Origin of the sequence: Paenibacillus radicibacter (assembly GCF_024721995.1) — a bacterium.
Taxonomy (GTDB): domain Bacteria; phylum Bacillota; class Bacilli; order Paenibacillales; family NBRC-103111; genus Paenibacillus_AM; species Paenibacillus_AM radicibacter.
In genome coordinates, this window is the sequence record NZ_JANQBC010000022.1 from 1 (window position 1) to 15,993 (window position 15,993).

Genomic DNA, 15,993 nt, shown 5'->3' on the forward strand with positions numbered 1-15,993 from the left:
TGCAAAGTTTGGTTGAAGAAGTACCTGGCAAGTCGTGATGACTTATGTAAAGCATTGTTTGTGACGGATACGAATCCTACCCGAAGAATGGCGATGCCGACGATTAGGTGGGCATTAAAGCGACTAGATGATCGAGGAGAAATTGAGGCTAATGTGTACCCACACCGTTTTCGACATACCTATGCATGTCAGTTACTGGATAACGGAGCACCGTTGGAGTTTATACAAGGCATGCTGGGCCAGGAGAAAGCATCGACCACTCTAATATAAGTCCAGTTGCGTGGGGAGCGCAGACGAGAGCTATATCGCCGGTTCTTTTAGTACCAGACCCCCAAAAATCGATAAATACACCAAATCAGTCAGTTATCGGAACTGAAGTAACGGGCAGTATTGTGCAGGCAAGAACTCAGTCTTTTGGTTTTGGATATGGGTTGACAATTTATTCCTCTACGTTTATTATATTTAATATATATTAAACACAATAAGCGTGGAGGGCGTATATAATGGATAAACGTTCTTTAAGTAATGAACAAATGAATCTTATAGAGGACTTCGGCACATATATCGAATCTTCTGGTAGTGCGCGTTCGCTCGGGAAGATCTGGGGATATCTGCTGATTGCAGGTGAAGCCAAATCATTAGATGATATGGTCCAAGATTTACATATTAGCAAAGGCACTGCCTCGCTGTCTGTTCGCCAAGGGGTCCAGATATCCTTGTTCCGCAAGGTTGGGATGCCGGGAAGTAACCGGGATTATTATGAGCTTCATCCGGATGCATGGGCGATGACGCTGCATACCAGTATTGCTCAAGGTGTCATGATGGGGGATTACTTACGTCGGGCAAAAGAGCTTGTAATTTCGGATCAAACCGCTGGTACGATCAGCGAGAGTATTGAGTTTTTCGAATTCGTTGTCCAACAGACGAAGCAGATTTTAGCAGCTTGGCAGGAACAGAAAGAGAATCGTGCGAAATAGGAGGGACGCAACATGCCTAAGGTAACTGTGAACGGTATGACCATGAATTATGAAGTTAAAGGGCAGGGGACACCGATTCTGTTTCTTCATGGGAGCGGCTCTTCCTGGCGTATGTGGGAGCCGCAATTCGATGCATTCTCTACCAACTATCAAATGATTATGCCAGATTATAGAGGACATGGAGACTCTTCCAAGGAGTTTCCTAACCATCAGTATGACCACCATGTGATCGTAGAGGATGTAAAGGCGTTCCTTGAAGCGCTTCATATAGAACGAATTCATGTTATTGGCGTCTCCCAAGGCGGGCAGCTCGCTACCTTGCTAGCGATTAAGTATCCAACTTATATTGATAAGCTTGTAATCTCAAACAGTTATAGTGAAATGCCTACGTTGGCAGCAGGCTGGGTATTGTCGATTTCAAATTTTATTTTTAGCTTACTGCCTTATAACACGATCATAAATATCATGATGAAATTCTATAAGGGCGATCTCTACACACAGGAAGTCTTACGAAAATCCTTCTCGATCGATAAGAAAATGCTGTTGGCCATGAAAAAAGCTCCATTTCCTACGCATATGCATCTATTACATAATATTCAAGCTTCAACATTAGTGATGGGCGGTGAAGGTAAAGTGGTGACTGGCGTGGATGAAGGGAAGGGATCTAGAATTATTTTTGAGTATATTCGGAATGCAAAGCTAGCTCTATTTAAGAACGCATTTGACCCACTTAGTACGATGCGAAAAGATATTTTTAATGAAATAATCCTCGATTTTTTAGAAGAGAGACCATTGAAGAAATATGAAGGTGTTACTATTTTTGATAAGTAGATTGTAATAAGAGGGAAAATACACTCTTTTTTGCTACTATAGAAATAATACTGGTATATGTAAGAATGAAACAGAACAGAGAGGATTATGCACCTGTCGGGTGACAAAAACATAGTAACATTAGAAGCCGCTAAATTTGGTAATATCCCCTCATGGTAGACAACGTAAAAGAGACATCTGTTAAGATGAACTTATAAACGTTATCACCAGAGGGGATTTTTTCATGTGTGAACGAAGCCGCACGAATAATAGGTATCCTGAAGAGCTAAAGATGCAAGCAGTAAGGCTGGTAACCGAGGGGAATATGTCATATCGTGAGGTTGCTAAACAACTTGGAATTCGAAATAAAACACAGGTAAAGTATGGATGAGGCGTTACCGAGAAGGGCAGCCATTTGAACAAGAAGCCTTTCGTAAGGACGACCAAAGTCCAAGTTTGCAAGTCTAGAAGAAGAGATGGCGTATTTAAAGGCGGAGATCGAGTACTTAAAAAAGCGGTATCCAAATCTACACAGGGAGTGACTAGTTATGGGGTTTTCAAGCCATGAATCGTTTACGCGCTCCTTTAAACAAATGACCGGGATCACACCGGAACAATACCGGATCGGTGAGGTTTTCACAACCATAATGCTCCGCTTGTATATGTTATTTTCCATAATAATGGGTTTTCTAAATGATATTTGTTAGTGCTAATTGCAAGGTCTTCTTTATTTTTCCTGTTCATTAGCATAATTAACAGCTTCGCATCATCCTCTGAGAGTTCGCCTACAAATTTATCGTTCCGGAATAATGCAATCCCACTGATCTGCAGACCTTGTTTCTCATGCTTGTGAATGATTGGAGCAGTCGGATCTATCATTTTATCGAGATTGTTTCGAATAAAATGGAAGGTGGAAGAGAGGGAGATAGGCTGCCACTCCTCTATTTTTTCAATTAATTGATAAATTTCTTCATTTTTACTGGGGTCATTGGATTCAATCAGATCAAATGCTTTGTCATCCATGAAGAGGCTCTCGCAAAAACGCTAGACTAAACTGTAAATCAAGTTTAGTCTAGCGTTTTATATTTACTAAAACTTATTATTTTCATCTAAATTGGATATTAGGAGAGTGAACGGGAGATGTGCTATGGCTGTAAATAACGACAATATTCATGGTGGATGATGAATCGGAAAGGTATGAAAGTATGATTCTTCTTGTAGCATGTGTATTATTTAACATTGACAAATTATGACTTGGTAAAGATAATAATACTAATTATGGCAAAAGGAGGTAAATTAGGGGTCTGATTCAAGTTTAATAGACTTGGTAAACGCAATAATTTAGATTTCATACTTATCATCTTAATCTATTAAAGGAGTGTAACAATGTACAATGCTATCGTAGATATTTTGTGTGCTATCAAAGAAGACCAACCGGAACTCCGTCAATCCTTATCCCCCGAAATGAACTTGAACAACGATATCGGCCTCGATTCTCTACAAATGATTCAATTCATGCTCAAAGTCGAAGAACAATTAAACGTCGTCATTGACTATGATCAATTCGATTACGAACATCTCCAGTCGATCAGCACTTTTATCGCATTCCTGAACAGCTGCCAACCGCAAGAGCAGCCGTTGTACGAAGATGTCAAGCGTTGAAGCTGTTGTGATTCCACATATCGTGATGGGTTCCTTCGATCCTGAAACGCGCTGGAGGGATCCGAATCTAGCACGGCTGCCTGCTATGCCCGATCCGGACAGAGAATCAATTGTCCTGTGCATGGACGAGCTGCTTTTTCCATTTTGCGGACCTCTCGATATTCTCTACAGCCGATGCAAAATCGATCCGACACTTCAAGCGTACTTGAACGGCTTGGGATTTTCATTTCGTGCCCACTATCGCTTTGATCTGAGTGATGAGAAAATTCCCCTGCCAGAGCAGGACATTTTCAAGCAATGCATGTTCAAGCTAGCAAACGATCAAGACGAGCACCTTAGACCAGCAGAAAGGGGGCTGCAAGCTGCAATCTTATCTCCGTATGCCATAACGGCAGATACGGAAGCTTACCTTCAAACCGCTGGACCGTACGGTCCTTTGCCAGATCTAGCGACAGTCGTTCGAGTGAATTCCAAGATCTATTCGAATCAACTCTTGGCGAGAATCGGTGAGAAGTGTTACGGCACGGAGACGAACATTGCAGCGGAGATAGAGGCCGTCGGGACGAGGCTTCTGATGGAGGGGTCGTATCTACTAAAAGATCCTTTCGGCGTATCCGGGAAGGGCAACCTGCTCATCGACAATGCGGCGATGCAGCGAAGGATCGCGGATCACCTGCGTAAACAGGAGATCAACGGATTGCGATCGCACTTCTTGCTGGAGCCCCTGTTACTCAAAGAAACCGACTTTAGCTCGCATTGGTTCATCCGTGAGAGCGGAGAGATCGAATTCATCTCCGTTCAACGGATGATTAATCATCAGCAAAATTATGGCGGGTCGATCCGGGCAGATGAAGCTTTTATTCGCCTGTTGGAAGACGCCGATTATTTCCTCGTGATGGAGAAAGCGCTCAGAATGTTATCGGAGGATGGCTATCACGGCTTCGTCTGCTTCGATTCCATGCTCCTGAAGAATGGTGAACTCGTATCGATTGTTGAGATTAATGCCAGGAAATCTATGGGCCTGATTAACGCTTACCTAGATAAAGTCTGGGAACAGTATGGTGTTACAGGATGGCTGACGTTCTTATCCCTCGGTCTTCCGGAAGGCTTCGCGTTCGAGAGATTGCTGCAAGCGCTGAGCGAGTCTGGTCTTCTATTGACAACTCCCGGCGGGTACGGGATCGTTCCGCTCTCGTCCAATACCGTTATGGTGAATGAGCTGCTGGGTCGACGCCGCATGGCTGAGTCAGGGCAGAACAAACGGGGCATGCCGAAGGGAAGGTTGTACGTCTCGGTAGTGGGACGTGACGACGAACACCGCAGCGAACTGATGCGAGGCTTGCGGCAGCTGCTCACCGACTTGTCCGTTAGGGTGTATAACTAAATCTGGAATGTGGAGGCTGCGTATGAACTCATCTTCAATTCACTTGCTGGCGTCGGGCAATTCGCTTGGCGCATACATCCCCGCGATGCATTTGAACACGTACTTGCATGCTAGATGCGTCACCACAGACATACATGTTCTGGAGAACTTGTATCACGTAGAGGTCCGGAACAAAATCAGGTCCACCAAACAAGCATTCCATGCCAATTTTGCCGTGGCTCTTATGGGGCATCGGCTGGCCAAGCCCGTGGATGCTTCACTGGATGAGGCAGCGGTTCAAGGCATGTTGAATGTTTGGCAGCGGGACGGTGCATCACGGTTCGCCGTATTTACTGGCTTCTGGCTGCCGATCCTTGAGCGTTATCAGTCCATAGCCGACACCCCTCTGGATATTCAGCTGATTCGGCTGGATGCGTGGGACACGCCATCGTTCAAGGTACATCAAGCGTTGTATCCCCGTTATGACAATATCTGGTTCTACGAACCTTCAAAGATGTCGCCAGCGTGCTACCTAGCTTCGGACGAAGCGGAGCCACTGCCTTATGCGCAGCGCGTCGGACGCGTTCTGATTCACGGTGGCGGTTGGGGAATCGGTACTTACGCCGGGACGATCCTCGAACTTCGCGAAGCAGGCTTCCTGCTTGACATGATCGTCTATGATCCCGCCGAGGTGGAGGAGGATGACGGGCTTACACGGTACTATGGAACGGAAGCCTCTTGGGATCCCTGGGGCATGGACGGGCATGGACGGCATACGTTCCCGCCGATGGTTCAATATGTACGCAAGGATGGCCTTCTCCAGGCTTTTTCGATGGGGAGTTACATCGCTTATACGGATCTGCTGCGCAATTGCGCAGCGGTCATTAGCAAGCCGGGGGGAGCAACCCTCAATGACTCGTTGTCGTTCGGCGTTCCATTTGTCATGTTAGAACCGTTCGGCGACCATGAGTTTCATAATGCAACTTATTGGGAAGCTTCCGGCTTAGGTATCCGCTATGTGGATTGGAAGGACCGGAACTTCTCGGAACGATTACTCGAGGAAATATGCCACCGTCTACTGGAGACACGATCTAGAATCAGCCATTTTGGGAGGAAAACCTATGCAGCCGAAAACAGCAGTTACGTTTGATCAACAGACATTCCGCAATATGAAAAGAACCTTGATTCCGCTAGCGGAAACTGGAAGGAAACGCCGAGAGGATCCGGCTTACGCGGCCCCTGTGCCATACGAGATCGGGATCAAGCTCAACAATGGCTGCAATCTGCGCTGCAAACATTGCTTTGAGTGGAATCCAGATGGCTTCCATCACGGATTCGCGAAGGAAGTTAAGAATGATGAGATTGAAATTCCGATCGTGGAGAAACTGCTGGCCGAGACGCGAGAACGCAAATCGCGTGTGTTCCTGTGGGGCGGGGAGCCTTTGTTCTACTCCAAGTTCGATGAACTTGCCGAACTGTTAGCCCGAGAAGAACGTTATACGACGATTTGTACGAACGCGATCCTCATTGAACAGAAGCTGGATGCCATTCTGAAAATGTCGGAGAATCTGGTCATGTTGATCAGTCTGGAAGGATTCGAGCAAGAGAACGATGCGATCCGGGGCAAAGGAACGTTCAAGAAAGTCATTCATGCTATTCAACTGCTGATTGATCTGCAGAAGCAGGGTTTGTATAAAGGCAAAGTATCCGTCGCGCTGACGGTAAATGATCAGATGGTTGGCAAGCTCTACAGCTTCATGGAATTTTTCGAAGATATAGGCGTCGATTCTGTGTATTTCTGTTTCCCTTGGTATATCCCAACGGATACAGCGACGAAAATGGACACATACTTCGATGCGCATTTCCCGCACCTTGCTTCCCGTTTCTCGGAGCATCACAAGAACAGTTGGCACTCCTTCACGTTCCACATCTCGCCGGGTCATTTTGACACGCTGATCGAAGAGCTGAATCACGTCAATTCCCGCGTGTGGAACGTCCGCGTCCGCTATCAGCCCGCACTGGAGCCCGAAGAAGTGGAAGGATTCATCCGGGGCAGCGAGAAGCCAGCAATGAATCGGACAAAGTGTTTATCGATCTCGAACCGGATGGACGTCATGCCGGACGGGGCAGTGAATCCGTGCAAGTTTTTCCCGGAATTCAGCGTCGGCAATTTGAATGAAGACAGTGTAGCGGATATTTTCCACGGTGAAGAACTTCGCAAGCAACGCGAGGTGCTGGCCTGCGGCCTAATGCCAATTTGCTCGAAATGTGTGCTGCTGTACAACAATGGAATTTAAGCGATTAAACTTTTTGGAGTCTAAACAAGCAAAAGGGGCATTCGTATAGGAGGAGCAGGGGTGGACTATATCCATGTGCGAGAGCTGCACAAATCGTTTGTGTATTACCGGAAACAAGCGGGTCTTAAAAATTCGCTGAAAAATTTATTTGCCCGTAAGTCGTTGTTGAAGGAAGCGGTCAAATCCGTCTCCTTCGACATTGGTCCTGGCGAGTGCGTCGGATTTCTCGGACCCAATGGGGCGGGGAAGACCACGACGCTCAAAATGCTATCGGGCATCCTGTATCCTACTAGCGGGCAGGCGCAAGTGCTCGGTTATGTGCCGTGGGAGCGGAAGAACGAGTTCAAACGGCTGTTCTCTATCGTGATGGGCCAGAAAAACCAACTATGGTGGGATCTTCCTGCGAGCGAATCAATTTATTTGAATAAATGCATTTATGACATTGACGATGATCTCTATCGCCGGAATCTTGCAGAACTATCGGAACTTCTCGACGTGCAGGATCTACTGGATGTGCAGGTGCGCCGGCTGTCACTAGGCGAACGAATGAAAATGGAGTTGATCGCGGCGCTGATCCATCGGCCTCGGCTGCTGTATCTCGATGAGCCTACAATCGGCCTCGACTTTCCCTCTCAGAAGAAGGTCAGAGCATTTCTGAAATACTACAATGAGCAATACGGCGCAACGATGCTGCTGACAAGCCACTATATGAAGGATGTGGAGGATTTGTGCAAGCGGACGATCATCATTAATGAAGGAAGTCTTCTGTACGATGGGGATCTTCACAGCATCAACGATCTTTTTGGTGAGATGAAAATTATTCGACTGAAATTCTCCGAACCCGTCACCGAAAACCGATTGGCTAAATTCGGGAAAATCGTCTCCTTAGACGAATACAATGCCGTACTTGAGCTGCCGAAATACCGCTTGAAGGAAGTGTCGCGAGCCGTGCTCGATTCATTTCCGATACTGGACTGGACGATTGAGGACGTGCCAATCGAGGAGAGCATCTCGATGCTCTACAACAGGGTAGCTGTCGGATGAATAGACGAAGATTGTACACGGCCGTATTTTCGATGGGGATCCAGCATTCGATGGAATATCGGTTCCACTTCTTCCTTGGACTGCTAGGTGCCTCGTTTCCGATCCTTGTTCAATATTTCATCTGGACGGCAGTCTATCGGCATTCCGGTCCGTCGGCGCTGTTCTCCTATTCTTACAGCCAAATCATCTTGTATACGATTCTGGCAGGCTTGGTCTCCAAGCTGGTTGCCACCCAGTTCGAGCATCAAATTGCTGACGATATCAAGAACGGGGGCCTTAACAAGTATCTGATCAAACCAGTCAGCTACTTCGGGTATCGGCTGATCACCTTCCTTGGTCAGAAAGCGATCTATTACGCAATGACGACCGTGCTGCTCGCCTTAATCATCTGGATCGCATCGATCAGAGGTGTGCTCGATCCTCAGATCATGCGGATCATTTTGTTCGCGATCACACTATGGGGGGCGCTCATCCTTAATTTCTTAATCGCGTATTGCATCTGCGCGAGCGCGTTCTATCTTCATGAAATCTCGTATTTTTTCGTCATTACGAGTCTGCTCGTCAATATTTTGAGCGGGGGCATGTTTCCGCTGGAGATTTTCGGGGAGTCGGTCGTGAAGGCACTTCAGTTCACACCGTTTCCGTATACGATCTACTTTCCCGTTAATGCTCTCAGCGGCAAAATGGAAGCGGCAGCGATGTATCAAGGGCTTCTCTGGCAGTTCGGGTGGATTGGGTTTTTCTTCTGGCTATCCCGGCTGACGTGGCGCGTTGCCATGAAGAAATATTCGGCGGTTGGGGGGTAGCGGAAACGGCATATGTTGAAGACTATCAGGAAATACACGCGTCTGTACGGCATATTCATCAAAAATTGCCTCATCGCCCAGATGGAATTTCGCGGTAATTTTATCATGAGCATCCTAGTGGAATCCGTCTACCTCATCGCTAAGCTGTTATACGTTCTCGTCGTGTTCCGTACCGACCTTCATGTAGAGGGAATTCCTCCGGAGGGATTGCTTCTCTTTATCGGCATGCATACTGTGGCGACCGGTATCTATGTCGGCATGTTTTTTACGAATTTCATGAAAATTCCTGAATATATCAAAGATGGTTCATTGGATATTCTGTTGACGAAGCCGGTGTCACTCCAGTTTATGGCTTCCTTGCGGTACGTCGATCTGGCGCTGCCCATTCCTGATATGCTGGTCGGATTCGTGATGATCGGGATTGGCTGGCATGCCATGGACATTCCATTGTCATTCCTACAACTGACAGGTTTTGCCCTGATGCTGCTCGTCTCCGTCGTGATCACCTATTGCGTGATGATCATACCGGCATTGCTGTCGTTCAGGTTCGTCCAGACGGGTTCCGTGTCAGAGATCGCCCATTCTGTCTGGGACGCCAATAATTTTCCGATGGCGATTTACCCGACTTGGGTTCGCCGAATCGGGACTTTTATCATCCCTCTATTCTTGATTACGAATTTCGGGCCGATGTTTCTGCTCGGGCAGATCAACTGGCTTCATGCAGGTTATGCGGTGGCCGGTTCGCTGCTTCTATTCATAGCCGTTCGGCTGCTCTGGAAGCATGCTGTAAAGGGGTATACCAGCGCGAGCAGCTAGTACGAGTCTATTGCAATTTCATGGATCAAAATGTCTAATTTACATTTGGAAAAGGAAGTGATCACGCATGCCAGATATTGCGACAACGCAAAGCCGCAGTTCGTTTAATTGCGTATTTCAGGAGCCGAATCGGATTGAAATGATCGAGGAGCCGGTAGAGGAACCAGGGCCCGGACAAATTTTGTGTGCAGCAAACCAATCGCTCATAAGCACGGGGACGGAATTGGCTTGCCTGAAGGGTCGTTTCGACGAGGGAACAGTCTGGTCCACTTGGGTTCGGTATCCGTTCTATCCGGGGTACTCGATGGTGGCGCAAGTGCTCAAGATCGGAGACGGTGTGGAAGGGATTCAGCCGGGCGATCGGATCATGTGCCCGGCCGGACACCGGCAGTTCTTCCTCGCGGATGCGATGGAAACAGCACTTATCCCCGATTGGATCCGAGACGAAGAGGCGGTATTCACGCAGATCGCGAAGATAGCCCTGCTGGGGGTCCTGCGTGCTGAGCACGCATTCGGAGAACGGGTGGGCGTCGTCGGTCTTGGGCTGATCGGCCAACTGGTCATTCAGTATCTGAATCGGAGTGGCGCACGGCAGATTATCGCGATTGCACCGGAGAGCTATCGGTTGGAACTCGCCCGGAGGCATGGGGCGACAGATCTGATAAGCCTCCCGGTGGATGAAGCGTTCGGACCGATACAAGAACTAACGGAAGGCCGAATGCTGGATACGATATACGACGTGACTGGATCTTACGCTGTATTGTCTTCCTGCACGCAGTTCACCCGGGATCTCGGCAAAGTCATCTTGCTCGGAGATTCAACGGAGACTTCGAAGCAGAGCATCGGACCGAAAGTCGTCTTCAATTCGGTCAGCATTCTGGGGATTCATGGCCGAATGATGGAGGGGTATAAAGGGTGGGCGGAAGCGGATATGAACTCGTACATCTTCGAGTCGATCCGTGACGGCAGACTGGATGTCGCAAGTCTCATCACCGAGACTGCGAGCCCGCTCGATGCGGTCTCGGTTTATTCCCGGCTTGCCGAGCGTAAGTCCGATGCCATGGGCATCCTGTTTGACTGGACACAATTGTAATGTCTGAGGAGGAGCACGAATGAAAGCAACGCACGAGCTTACGCTGAAGGAGAAAATAGGCCAGATGCTCATGACAGGTTTCGAAGGCCTGGAACCGGATATGAATATATACGACCTTTTACAAAACCATTACATCGGTGGAATCGTGTTATTCTCGCGTAATCTGGATCACCCGGAGCAGGCATTCGCCTTAACGCAGCGGCTTCAGCGGATTGCAAAGGCTGCGACGGGCATCCCACTGTGGATCGGAACGGATCAAGAGGGGGGCATGGTCGTGCGACTCAGGCAAGGCATTGCGCAGCTGCCTGCAGCGATGGCTATGGGAGCGGCACGCAATCCCGAGCTGCTCTACGAAGCTGCCAGAGGAACAGCCGAAGAGCTGAAGTTGCTTGGGATTAACATGAATTTCGCGCCGGTGGTTGACATTAATGTCAACCCTCGAAATCCGATCATTGATGTCCGCGCGTTCGGCGACGATACAGAGCTCGTCTCTGACCTCGGTATCGCTGCGATGCGGGGCTTCCGGGATGGAGGGATCGTCTCCGCCATCAAGCACTTTCCCGGTCATGGCGACACGGAGACGGACTCCCATGCGGAGCTACCGGTTGTGAGGCACTCGCTAGAGCGGCTTCACACGGTGGAGCTCGTGCCGTTTCATCGGGCTACTTCGGCCGGAGCGGAAGCGATCATGACGGCTCATGTCGGAATCCCGCTGCTCACCGGTGGCGTGCCGATTCCGGCTACGCTCTCCCGGGACATTCTGTCGGGCCTGCTGCGTGAAGAGCTCGGTTTTGACGGGCTGATCATCACCGATTGTATGGAGATGAATGCCGTAACGCAGGGAATCGGCGTTGGTGAGGCTGTTGTCCAGGCCGTATTAGCCGGAGCGGATCTGCTGCTCGTAAGCCATACATACGAAAGCCAGCTTGAGGCTGTAGCTTCCTTGGAACGTGCAGTGTTGGAAGGGCGACTGACCGAAGCTCGGATCGATGTTTCCGTGACGCGGCTGCTTCGCCTTAAGGAGCGTCGCCTTGGATTACTTCGAGCGCATAGTTGGGAAGAGACATGGAACCTGCTTGAGCACCCGCGGACCCTGCGGAGGATCGAGCAGCTCCGCGAGGCCAGCATTACCGCTATCAGCCGTGAACCGGACGATTACCGATTGTCTCCCGAAGTCGACACACTCGTGCTCTGGCCGCAGATCACCGCCGCATGCAAATCTGAGGACGAGCCGCTATATGATACCACGCTCGGAAGCAGCCTACGGACTTTCATTTCTGCCAAGCTGGATGAGATCGTATATGGGACTAATCCTAGCTCAGAAGAGATCGATGCACTTGCCGCCGAAGCTGAGGGGTACGGGCAGATCATCGCGGGAATATTCCATACCGCTTCTCATCCTGGGCAGACAGCCTTGGTTCGCCGGCTCTTGGGAGGAGGGGGAAAAGTTATACCGGTCTCTCTGCGCAATCCCGTTGATCTCGCGGCTTTTCCAGAAGCACGGAGCTGTCTCGCTTGTTACGAACACCATCCAGATACGCTGCTGGCTTTATCCCGTGTTCTGATGGGGATCGTGGAGCCTACTGGCACATTGCCGGTGACGCTTCTGAAGTACGATTTAGAAAGGGGAGTAGCCGATGAACGCCGTTCAGCTTCCACTACTGGATCCGCCACTTAAAGGTTTTTTGCGATGGGCCTATACGCTATCGATCACCAGTGCGCACGAAGAGACGATTCCTTGGTACTACAGTAATTTTATTCAGTTATCCTGTACCAAGCGGTTTCTGGAGGACGGAAGACAGTTCTTTCTTGATTTTTTCCGAGGTAAGCCCAATGAACTGAATTTCAATAACCCGTTTCTTCTCACCTGCTCCGTCAATTATACGATTATGGAGAATTTGGCTTTAGGCGACTGGCCGCAATTCATCGCAAATCAGATTCAGAGTGGATATTATTGCGTCGTGTTTGTAGACGAAGCGAGACTTTCGCCGTCGGCTGCCTATCAGCAAGAGCCGTTTCCACATCATCTTTTTATCTACGGGTTCGATTTGGACGATCGCGTATTCCATGTTTCCATGTTCGACCGTACGGGTGTATATCGCAATTTACGGGTCTCTTTCGAAGAGTTCCAGGATGCTGTCCAGTCCATGCGTCATCTACTAAGGGAGAAGCTTACGGCCGATCATCATACGTATTTTTATAAATATGAACCGCATTCTCCCTATCCATTCGATAAGACGGCCGCGATCGATCAGCTGCGTGATTACTTAAATGGAGAGACCCATTTAAACCGAATCAACTACAATCCTGACGAGGGAGAAGCTTTCGGTATCAAAGTGTACGATTATTTGCAAATGTACTATAATGCTGTACAGCAAGGCGACTCCCGGCTCGGCTACCGAGTCGATGTCAGACATTTACATGTGCTCTGGGAGCACAAAAAAATGATGAGTGAGCGGATCGATTATTTAATTAAGCAAGGGATGATCCCATACGATGAAGAGCTTGTGGAAGGTTACAATGATATTACCAAAAGGGCGCTAAAACTAAGGGATCAATATATTCGCCATGAAATGCGAGAAGATCAGGAGATCTATGAGCGACTGAGGCTGCGATTCGATCAATTTCGAGAAGAAGAGCCCGTCCTCCTGCAAAAGTTGATCACAATGCTCGAACGCTGATTAATGTCCTGTCCCGCAAACCAGCTAAGAATGAGGATCAAGTCCGATACAATCAATTATCCCTCTACAGAAATGAAATAAAGGTATAAGCCCAAAGAGATGCTCTTTAAGCTTATACCTTTTTGCGTTTTCTAACGTTCACTTGTTAGAAGAAAATGTGCCATTAGGATAGTCACTTATCAAGTTGCTGAATCTGGCTCAGTAAATCTGTAATCCGGTTCATTGTCTGTACTATCTCTGATTGCTGGATCGTATCCAAGTTAAACGAGCCACTAGAGAGCGGAGAGATGTACGTATTGATCTCTTTGAGGAATGTTTCATTGGTGCTGGTTAGCTAGTGATGACCGTCTTGTGCGAAAGCAGGAGCATTCAGTTGATTAAATTGCGAAATGTCTTGTTTCATCTGGGTAAATGAAGATATCGTGTTGGGGAGGTGCAGAAGATAAACATCGAAGATCTTAACTGGGAAAATTGCTCTGCAATTGTAAACGGAAAGGGTTCCAAACAGAGGGAGATTTACTTCACCACAGAATGCAAAGTTTGGTTGAAGAAGTACCTGGCAAGTCGTGATGACTTATGTAAAGCATTGTTTGTGACGGATACGAATCCTACCCGAAGAATGGCGATGCCGACGATTAGGTGGGCATTAAAGCGACTAGCAGATCGAGGAGAAATTGAGGCTAATGTGTACCCACACCGTTTTCGACATACCTATGCATGTCAGTTACTGGATAACGGAGCACTATGGATATTAATCGAAATGTTATTTTATTCTTTTTTATACGATTCAGAAACCGAAAGGAGAAACGAAATGAGCGAACTAGGCGTTAAAGATAACACGTGTAGAGTGGTCAAAAGAGGATTCTCAGCAGTTGGAACAAGGCATGAAGCGAAGTATTCAGAATACCCAACCGTAATTCCGCAATCATTTGACTCTTTAATGAGTCGTATGGAGGAAATTCAAAATCGAACTGGTGAAAAATTGGCTCAATACGAACCAGGTAATTATGCACCCGATAACCTTGGAACCTACTATACAACCGCTCAAGTCACAGAGATTGGTTCTATTCCACAAGGAATGGTAAGCCAGAACACTCCTTTGTGCACTTATGCTGTCTATACGCACAAAGGTGAGATTTGGAAAATAGGTGATGCTTATGGTTTTCTTAACCGTTGGATTGATGAGAATGGTTACAAACATAGTAAAGGTTGGGTAGTGGAGTTGATGGACGAAAGATTTAATCCGACTTCACCTGAAAGTGAGTTAGAGATTTATACGCCAATCGAAGAGAAATAGTCCACGAAAGAGGAATGACCCTGCAAACCATCGTTTATGGGTCTTTCTACGTTCTGGCATGAATCAATATATTTATTTATTCAGCTAACGGGTACATGAGGTGATAAAATGCTTAGAAAAGAAGCTTTGTTTTACGTTCTTATTCTGATCGGTCTGCTGCTCATATCTAACACACACCTCGGTTATTCTTTCGGAGACAGCATATTTAGAACAGTAGGAATTCCGCCGTGGACCAATACCGAGGACGATTCGGGGTTGCATATCTCGGTTATTATCGGTCTGCTTGTCATTATTGCCGGTTACATCGGTACGGTGAAGTTTTATCAAGTACGGTTTCCTAAAATACGGAGCCGGATCGTACTAAGCTGTATCGCTTTCGTCTATCTGTCTCCAATCGTGACCGAGAACGCCATGATTCTTCTGAAATATAATTCCGTTTCCGTTACTTCCGTCGATTTCTCCAAAAATAACAGCCAGTGCAGCTATCGATCCGAAGAAGCGAATGTGGAAGCGAACTGTACCATTACGCTGATCAACTATGGGAAGGAGAAAAATGTAATGATTAGACCTTATCTGATAAGGAGTACAACCAAGGTCAAGTTCGAGCCGATGACGGTCACGCTTCCACCTCATCAGAAGGTCGGTGTCAGTATGGCATTTAACGGCAAGCAGTTGGATGGAACAGGCTTATCCGGTTGGTCGAAAGATATCGGCATTGAAGTCGAAGTCGATGGTTTGAAGAAAAAGTACGGCAAAGAGTAATTTGGGCGTATGGGGAACATTACTAAATAATTCATTAACCTCTGAGATGCGAATGAAGCGATCTGATACAACGACTAGTTGAATAATACACATTGATGAGCAGGTGCTATGGTAGCCTGCTCTTTTTATTAAGCAAACTGGCAGGGTAGTTGAACAGTGTTGTTTAATTTGTGTTCAACAATCGGTATATAATGTGGAATAAGAAAATTTGTCATTATTTTAATGTGTAGTAGAGTTAGTAACTACAGTTTTTTCTTCCTATTTAGTTGGAATGAATTTTTTGGTTTTTAAACGAAGAGGAGAGTCAATATGGAAGTAGTATATTTTGCAGGTGGATGTTTATGGGGAGTACAAGCTTTTATAAAAACTTTACCTGGAGTTAAGT

18 protein-coding genes and 1 pseudogene are annotated in these 15,993 nt (G+C 47.4%); 17 read left to right on the plus strand and 2 right to left on the minus strand.

Features of this window, described 5'->3' with window-relative positions; all coding sequences use genetic code 11:
- The 4 genes from NV379_RS25410 to NV379_RS25425 form a co-directional block, all read left to right on the plus strand.
- On the plus strand, positions 1 to 270 hold a 270-nt coding region (locus NV379_RS25410; protein WP_258210131.1), incomplete at its 5' end, for a tyrosine-type recombinase/integrase.
- Between the two features lie 233 nt (positions 271 to 503).
- Positions 504 to 977 (plus strand): GbsR/MarR family transcriptional regulator, encoded by a 474-nt coding sequence (locus NV379_RS25415; protein ID WP_258210132.1) that lies wholly within the window; start codon positions 504 to 506, stop codon positions 975 to 977.
- Positions 978 to 989: 12 nt separating this feature from the next.
- Positions 990 to 1,808, plus strand: a complete 819-nt coding sequence (locus tag NV379_RS25420) for an alpha/beta fold hydrolase (protein ID WP_258210133.1) — start codon at positions 990 to 992, stop codon at positions 1,806 to 1,808.
- 271 nt (positions 1,809 to 2,079) lie between these two features.
- Complete coding sequence (locus NV379_RS25425; RefSeq protein ID WP_258210147.1) at positions 2,080 to 2,178, plus strand: hypothetical protein; 99 nt, start codon at positions 2,080 to 2,082, stop codon at positions 2,176 to 2,178.
- Between the two features lie 245 nt (positions 2,179 to 2,423).
- Here the strand turns inward: NV379_RS25425 and NV379_RS25430 are convergent, their stop codons facing one another.
- Positions 2,424 to 2,810 carry a Ger(x)C family spore germination C-terminal domain-containing protein gene (locus NV379_RS25430; protein WP_258210134.1) on the minus strand — a complete coding sequence of 129 codons (387 nt, stop codon included), beginning with the start codon at positions 2,808 to 2,810 and terminating at the stop codon, positions 2,424 to 2,426.
- Positions 2,811 to 3,173: 363 nt separating this feature from the next.
- Between NV379_RS25430 and NV379_RS25435 the strand changes: the two genes are divergently transcribed.
- From NV379_RS25435 to NV379_RS25480, 10 genes are all read left to right on the plus strand, one after another.
- Positions 3,174 to 3,449 carry an acyl carrier protein gene (locus NV379_RS25435; RefSeq protein ID WP_258210135.1) on the plus strand — a complete coding sequence of 92 codons (276 nt, stop codon included), beginning with the start codon at positions 3,174 to 3,176 and terminating at the stop codon, positions 3,447 to 3,449.
- The gene (locus NV379_RS25440) at positions 3,436 to 4,833 is read left to right on the plus strand and encodes a hypothetical protein (protein WP_258210136.1); all 1,398 of its coding nucleotides are present in this window, start codon (positions 3,436 to 3,438) and stop codon (positions 4,831 to 4,833) included. The genes NV379_RS25435 and NV379_RS25440 overlap by 14 nt, the downstream gene beginning before the upstream one ends.
- A gap of 22 nt (positions 4,834 to 4,855) precedes the next feature.
- Positions 4,856 to 5,962 (plus strand): glycosyltransferase family protein, encoded by a 1,107-nt coding sequence (locus NV379_RS25445; RefSeq protein ID WP_258210137.1) that lies wholly within the window; start codon positions 4,856 to 4,858, stop codon positions 5,960 to 5,962.
- A complete protein-coding gene (locus tag NV379_RS25450; protein WP_258210138.1) occupies positions 5,934 to 7,109 on the plus strand; it encodes a radical SAM protein in 1,176 nt (391 codons plus the stop codon). Before NV379_RS25445 ends, NV379_RS25450 begins: the two co-directional genes overlap by 29 nt.
- Before the next feature lie 60 nt (positions 7,110 to 7,169).
- Positions 7,170 to 8,153: an ABC transporter ATP-binding protein gene (locus NV379_RS25455; protein ID WP_258210139.1), complete on the plus strand. Its 984-nt coding sequence runs from the start codon at positions 7,170 to 7,172 to the stop codon at positions 8,151 to 8,153.
- Positions 8,154 to 8,203: 50 nt separating this feature from the next.
- The gene (locus NV379_RS25460) at positions 8,204 to 8,959 is read left to right on the plus strand and encodes an ABC transporter permease (RefSeq protein WP_258210140.1); all 756 of its coding nucleotides are present in this window, start codon (positions 8,204 to 8,206) and stop codon (positions 8,957 to 8,959) included.
- A 12-nt stretch (positions 8,960 to 8,971) separates the two neighbouring features.
- Positions 8,972 to 9,775: an ABC transporter permease gene (locus NV379_RS25465; RefSeq protein ID WP_258210141.1), complete on the plus strand. Its 804-nt coding sequence runs from the start codon at positions 8,972 to 8,974 to the stop codon at positions 9,773 to 9,775.
- A 67-nt stretch (positions 9,776 to 9,842) separates the two neighbouring features.
- Positions 9,843 to 10,868, plus strand: coding sequence for a zinc-dependent alcohol dehydrogenase (locus NV379_RS25470; protein ID WP_258210142.1), 1,026 nt, complete (start codon positions 9,843 to 9,845; stop codon positions 10,866 to 10,868).
- A 19-nt stretch (positions 10,869 to 10,887) separates the two neighbouring features.
- The gene (locus tag NV379_RS25475) at positions 10,888 to 12,546 is read left to right on the plus strand and encodes a glycoside hydrolase family 3 protein (RefSeq protein WP_258210143.1); all 1,659 of its coding nucleotides are present in this window, start codon (positions 10,888 to 10,890) and stop codon (positions 12,544 to 12,546) included.
- Positions 12,506 to 13,549: a hypothetical protein gene (locus NV379_RS25480; RefSeq protein ID WP_258210144.1), complete on the plus strand. Its 1,044-nt coding sequence runs from the start codon at positions 12,506 to 12,508 to the stop codon at positions 13,547 to 13,549. Before NV379_RS25475 ends, NV379_RS25480 begins: the two co-directional genes overlap by 41 nt.
- A 172-nt stretch (positions 13,550 to 13,721) precedes the next feature.
- On the opposite strand, the pseudogene NV379_RS26205 reads toward NV379_RS25480, so the two are convergent.
- A pseudogene (locus NV379_RS26205) lies at positions 13,722 to 13,871 on the minus strand (DUF6376 family protein); the annotation flags it as partial.
- A 111-nt stretch (positions 13,872 to 13,982) separates the two neighbouring features.
- Between NV379_RS26205 and NV379_RS25485 the strand changes: the two are divergent.
- The 3 genes from NV379_RS25485 to NV379_RS25495 form a co-directional block, all read left to right on the plus strand.
- The gene (locus NV379_RS25485) at positions 13,983 to 14,846 is read left to right on the plus strand and encodes a GyrI-like domain-containing protein (protein ID WP_258210145.1); all 864 of its coding nucleotides are present in this window, start codon (positions 13,983 to 13,985) and stop codon (positions 14,844 to 14,846) included.
- Positions 14,847 to 14,954: 108 nt separating this feature from the next.
- The gene (locus tag NV379_RS25490; RefSeq protein WP_258210146.1) at positions 14,955 to 15,608 is read left to right on the plus strand and encodes a hypothetical protein; all 654 of its coding nucleotides are present in this window, start codon (positions 14,955 to 14,957) and stop codon (positions 15,606 to 15,608) included.
- Positions 15,609 to 15,917: 309 nt separating this feature from the next.
- On the plus strand, positions 15,918 to 15,993 hold a 76-nt coding region (locus tag NV379_RS25495), incomplete at its 3' end, for a peptide-methionine (S)-S-oxide reductase (RefSeq protein ID WP_258210148.1).

Bases quoted from the DNA above. Each gene is read 5' to 3' on its own strand.
- NV379_RS25415 (WP_258210132.1), top strand. From the start codon at position 504: ATGGATAAACGTTCTTTAAGTAATGAACAAATGAATCTTATAGAGGAC.
- NV379_RS25420 (WP_258210133.1), top strand. From the start codon at position 990: ATGCCTAAGGTAACTGTGAACGGTATGACCATGAATTATGAAGTTAAA.
- NV379_RS25425 (WP_258210147.1), top strand. From the start codon at position 2,080: ATGCAAGCAGTAAGGCTGGTAACCGAGGGGAATATGTCATATCGTGAG.
- NV379_RS25430 (WP_258210134.1), bottom strand. From the start codon at position 2,810: ATGGATGACAAAGCATTTGATCTGATTGAATCCAATGACCCCAGTAAA.
- NV379_RS25435 (WP_258210135.1), top strand. From the start codon at position 3,174: ATGTACAATGCTATCGTAGATATTTTGTGTGCTATCAAAGAAGACCAA.
- NV379_RS25440 (WP_258210136.1), top strand. From the start codon at position 3,436: ATGTCAAGCGTTGAAGCTGTTGTGATTCCACATATCGTGATGGGTTCC.
- NV379_RS25445 (WP_258210137.1), top strand. From the start codon at position 4,856: ATGAACTCATCTTCAATTCACTTGCTGGCGTCGGGCAATTCGCTTGGC.
- NV379_RS25450 (WP_258210138.1), top strand. From the start codon at position 5,934: ATGCAGCCGAAAACAGCAGTTACGTTTGATCAACAGACATTCCGCAAT.
- NV379_RS25460 (WP_258210140.1), top strand. From the start codon at position 8,204: ATGGAATATCGGTTCCACTTCTTCCTTGGACTGCTAGGTGCCTCGTTT.
- NV379_RS25465 (WP_258210141.1), top strand. From the start codon at position 8,972: ATGTTGAAGACTATCAGGAAATACACGCGTCTGTACGGCATATTCATC.
- NV379_RS25470 (WP_258210142.1), top strand. From the start codon at position 9,843: ATGCCAGATATTGCGACAACGCAAAGCCGCAGTTCGTTTAATTGCGTA.
- NV379_RS25475 (WP_258210143.1), top strand. From the start codon at position 10,888: ATGAAAGCAACGCACGAGCTTACGCTGAAGGAGAAAATAGGCCAGATG.
- NV379_RS25480 (WP_258210144.1), top strand. From the start codon at position 12,506: ATGAACGCCGTTCAGCTTCCACTACTGGATCCGCCACTTAAAGGTTTT.
- NV379_RS25490 (WP_258210146.1), top strand. From the start codon at position 14,955: ATGCTTAGAAAAGAAGCTTTGTTTTACGTTCTTATTCTGATCGGTCTG.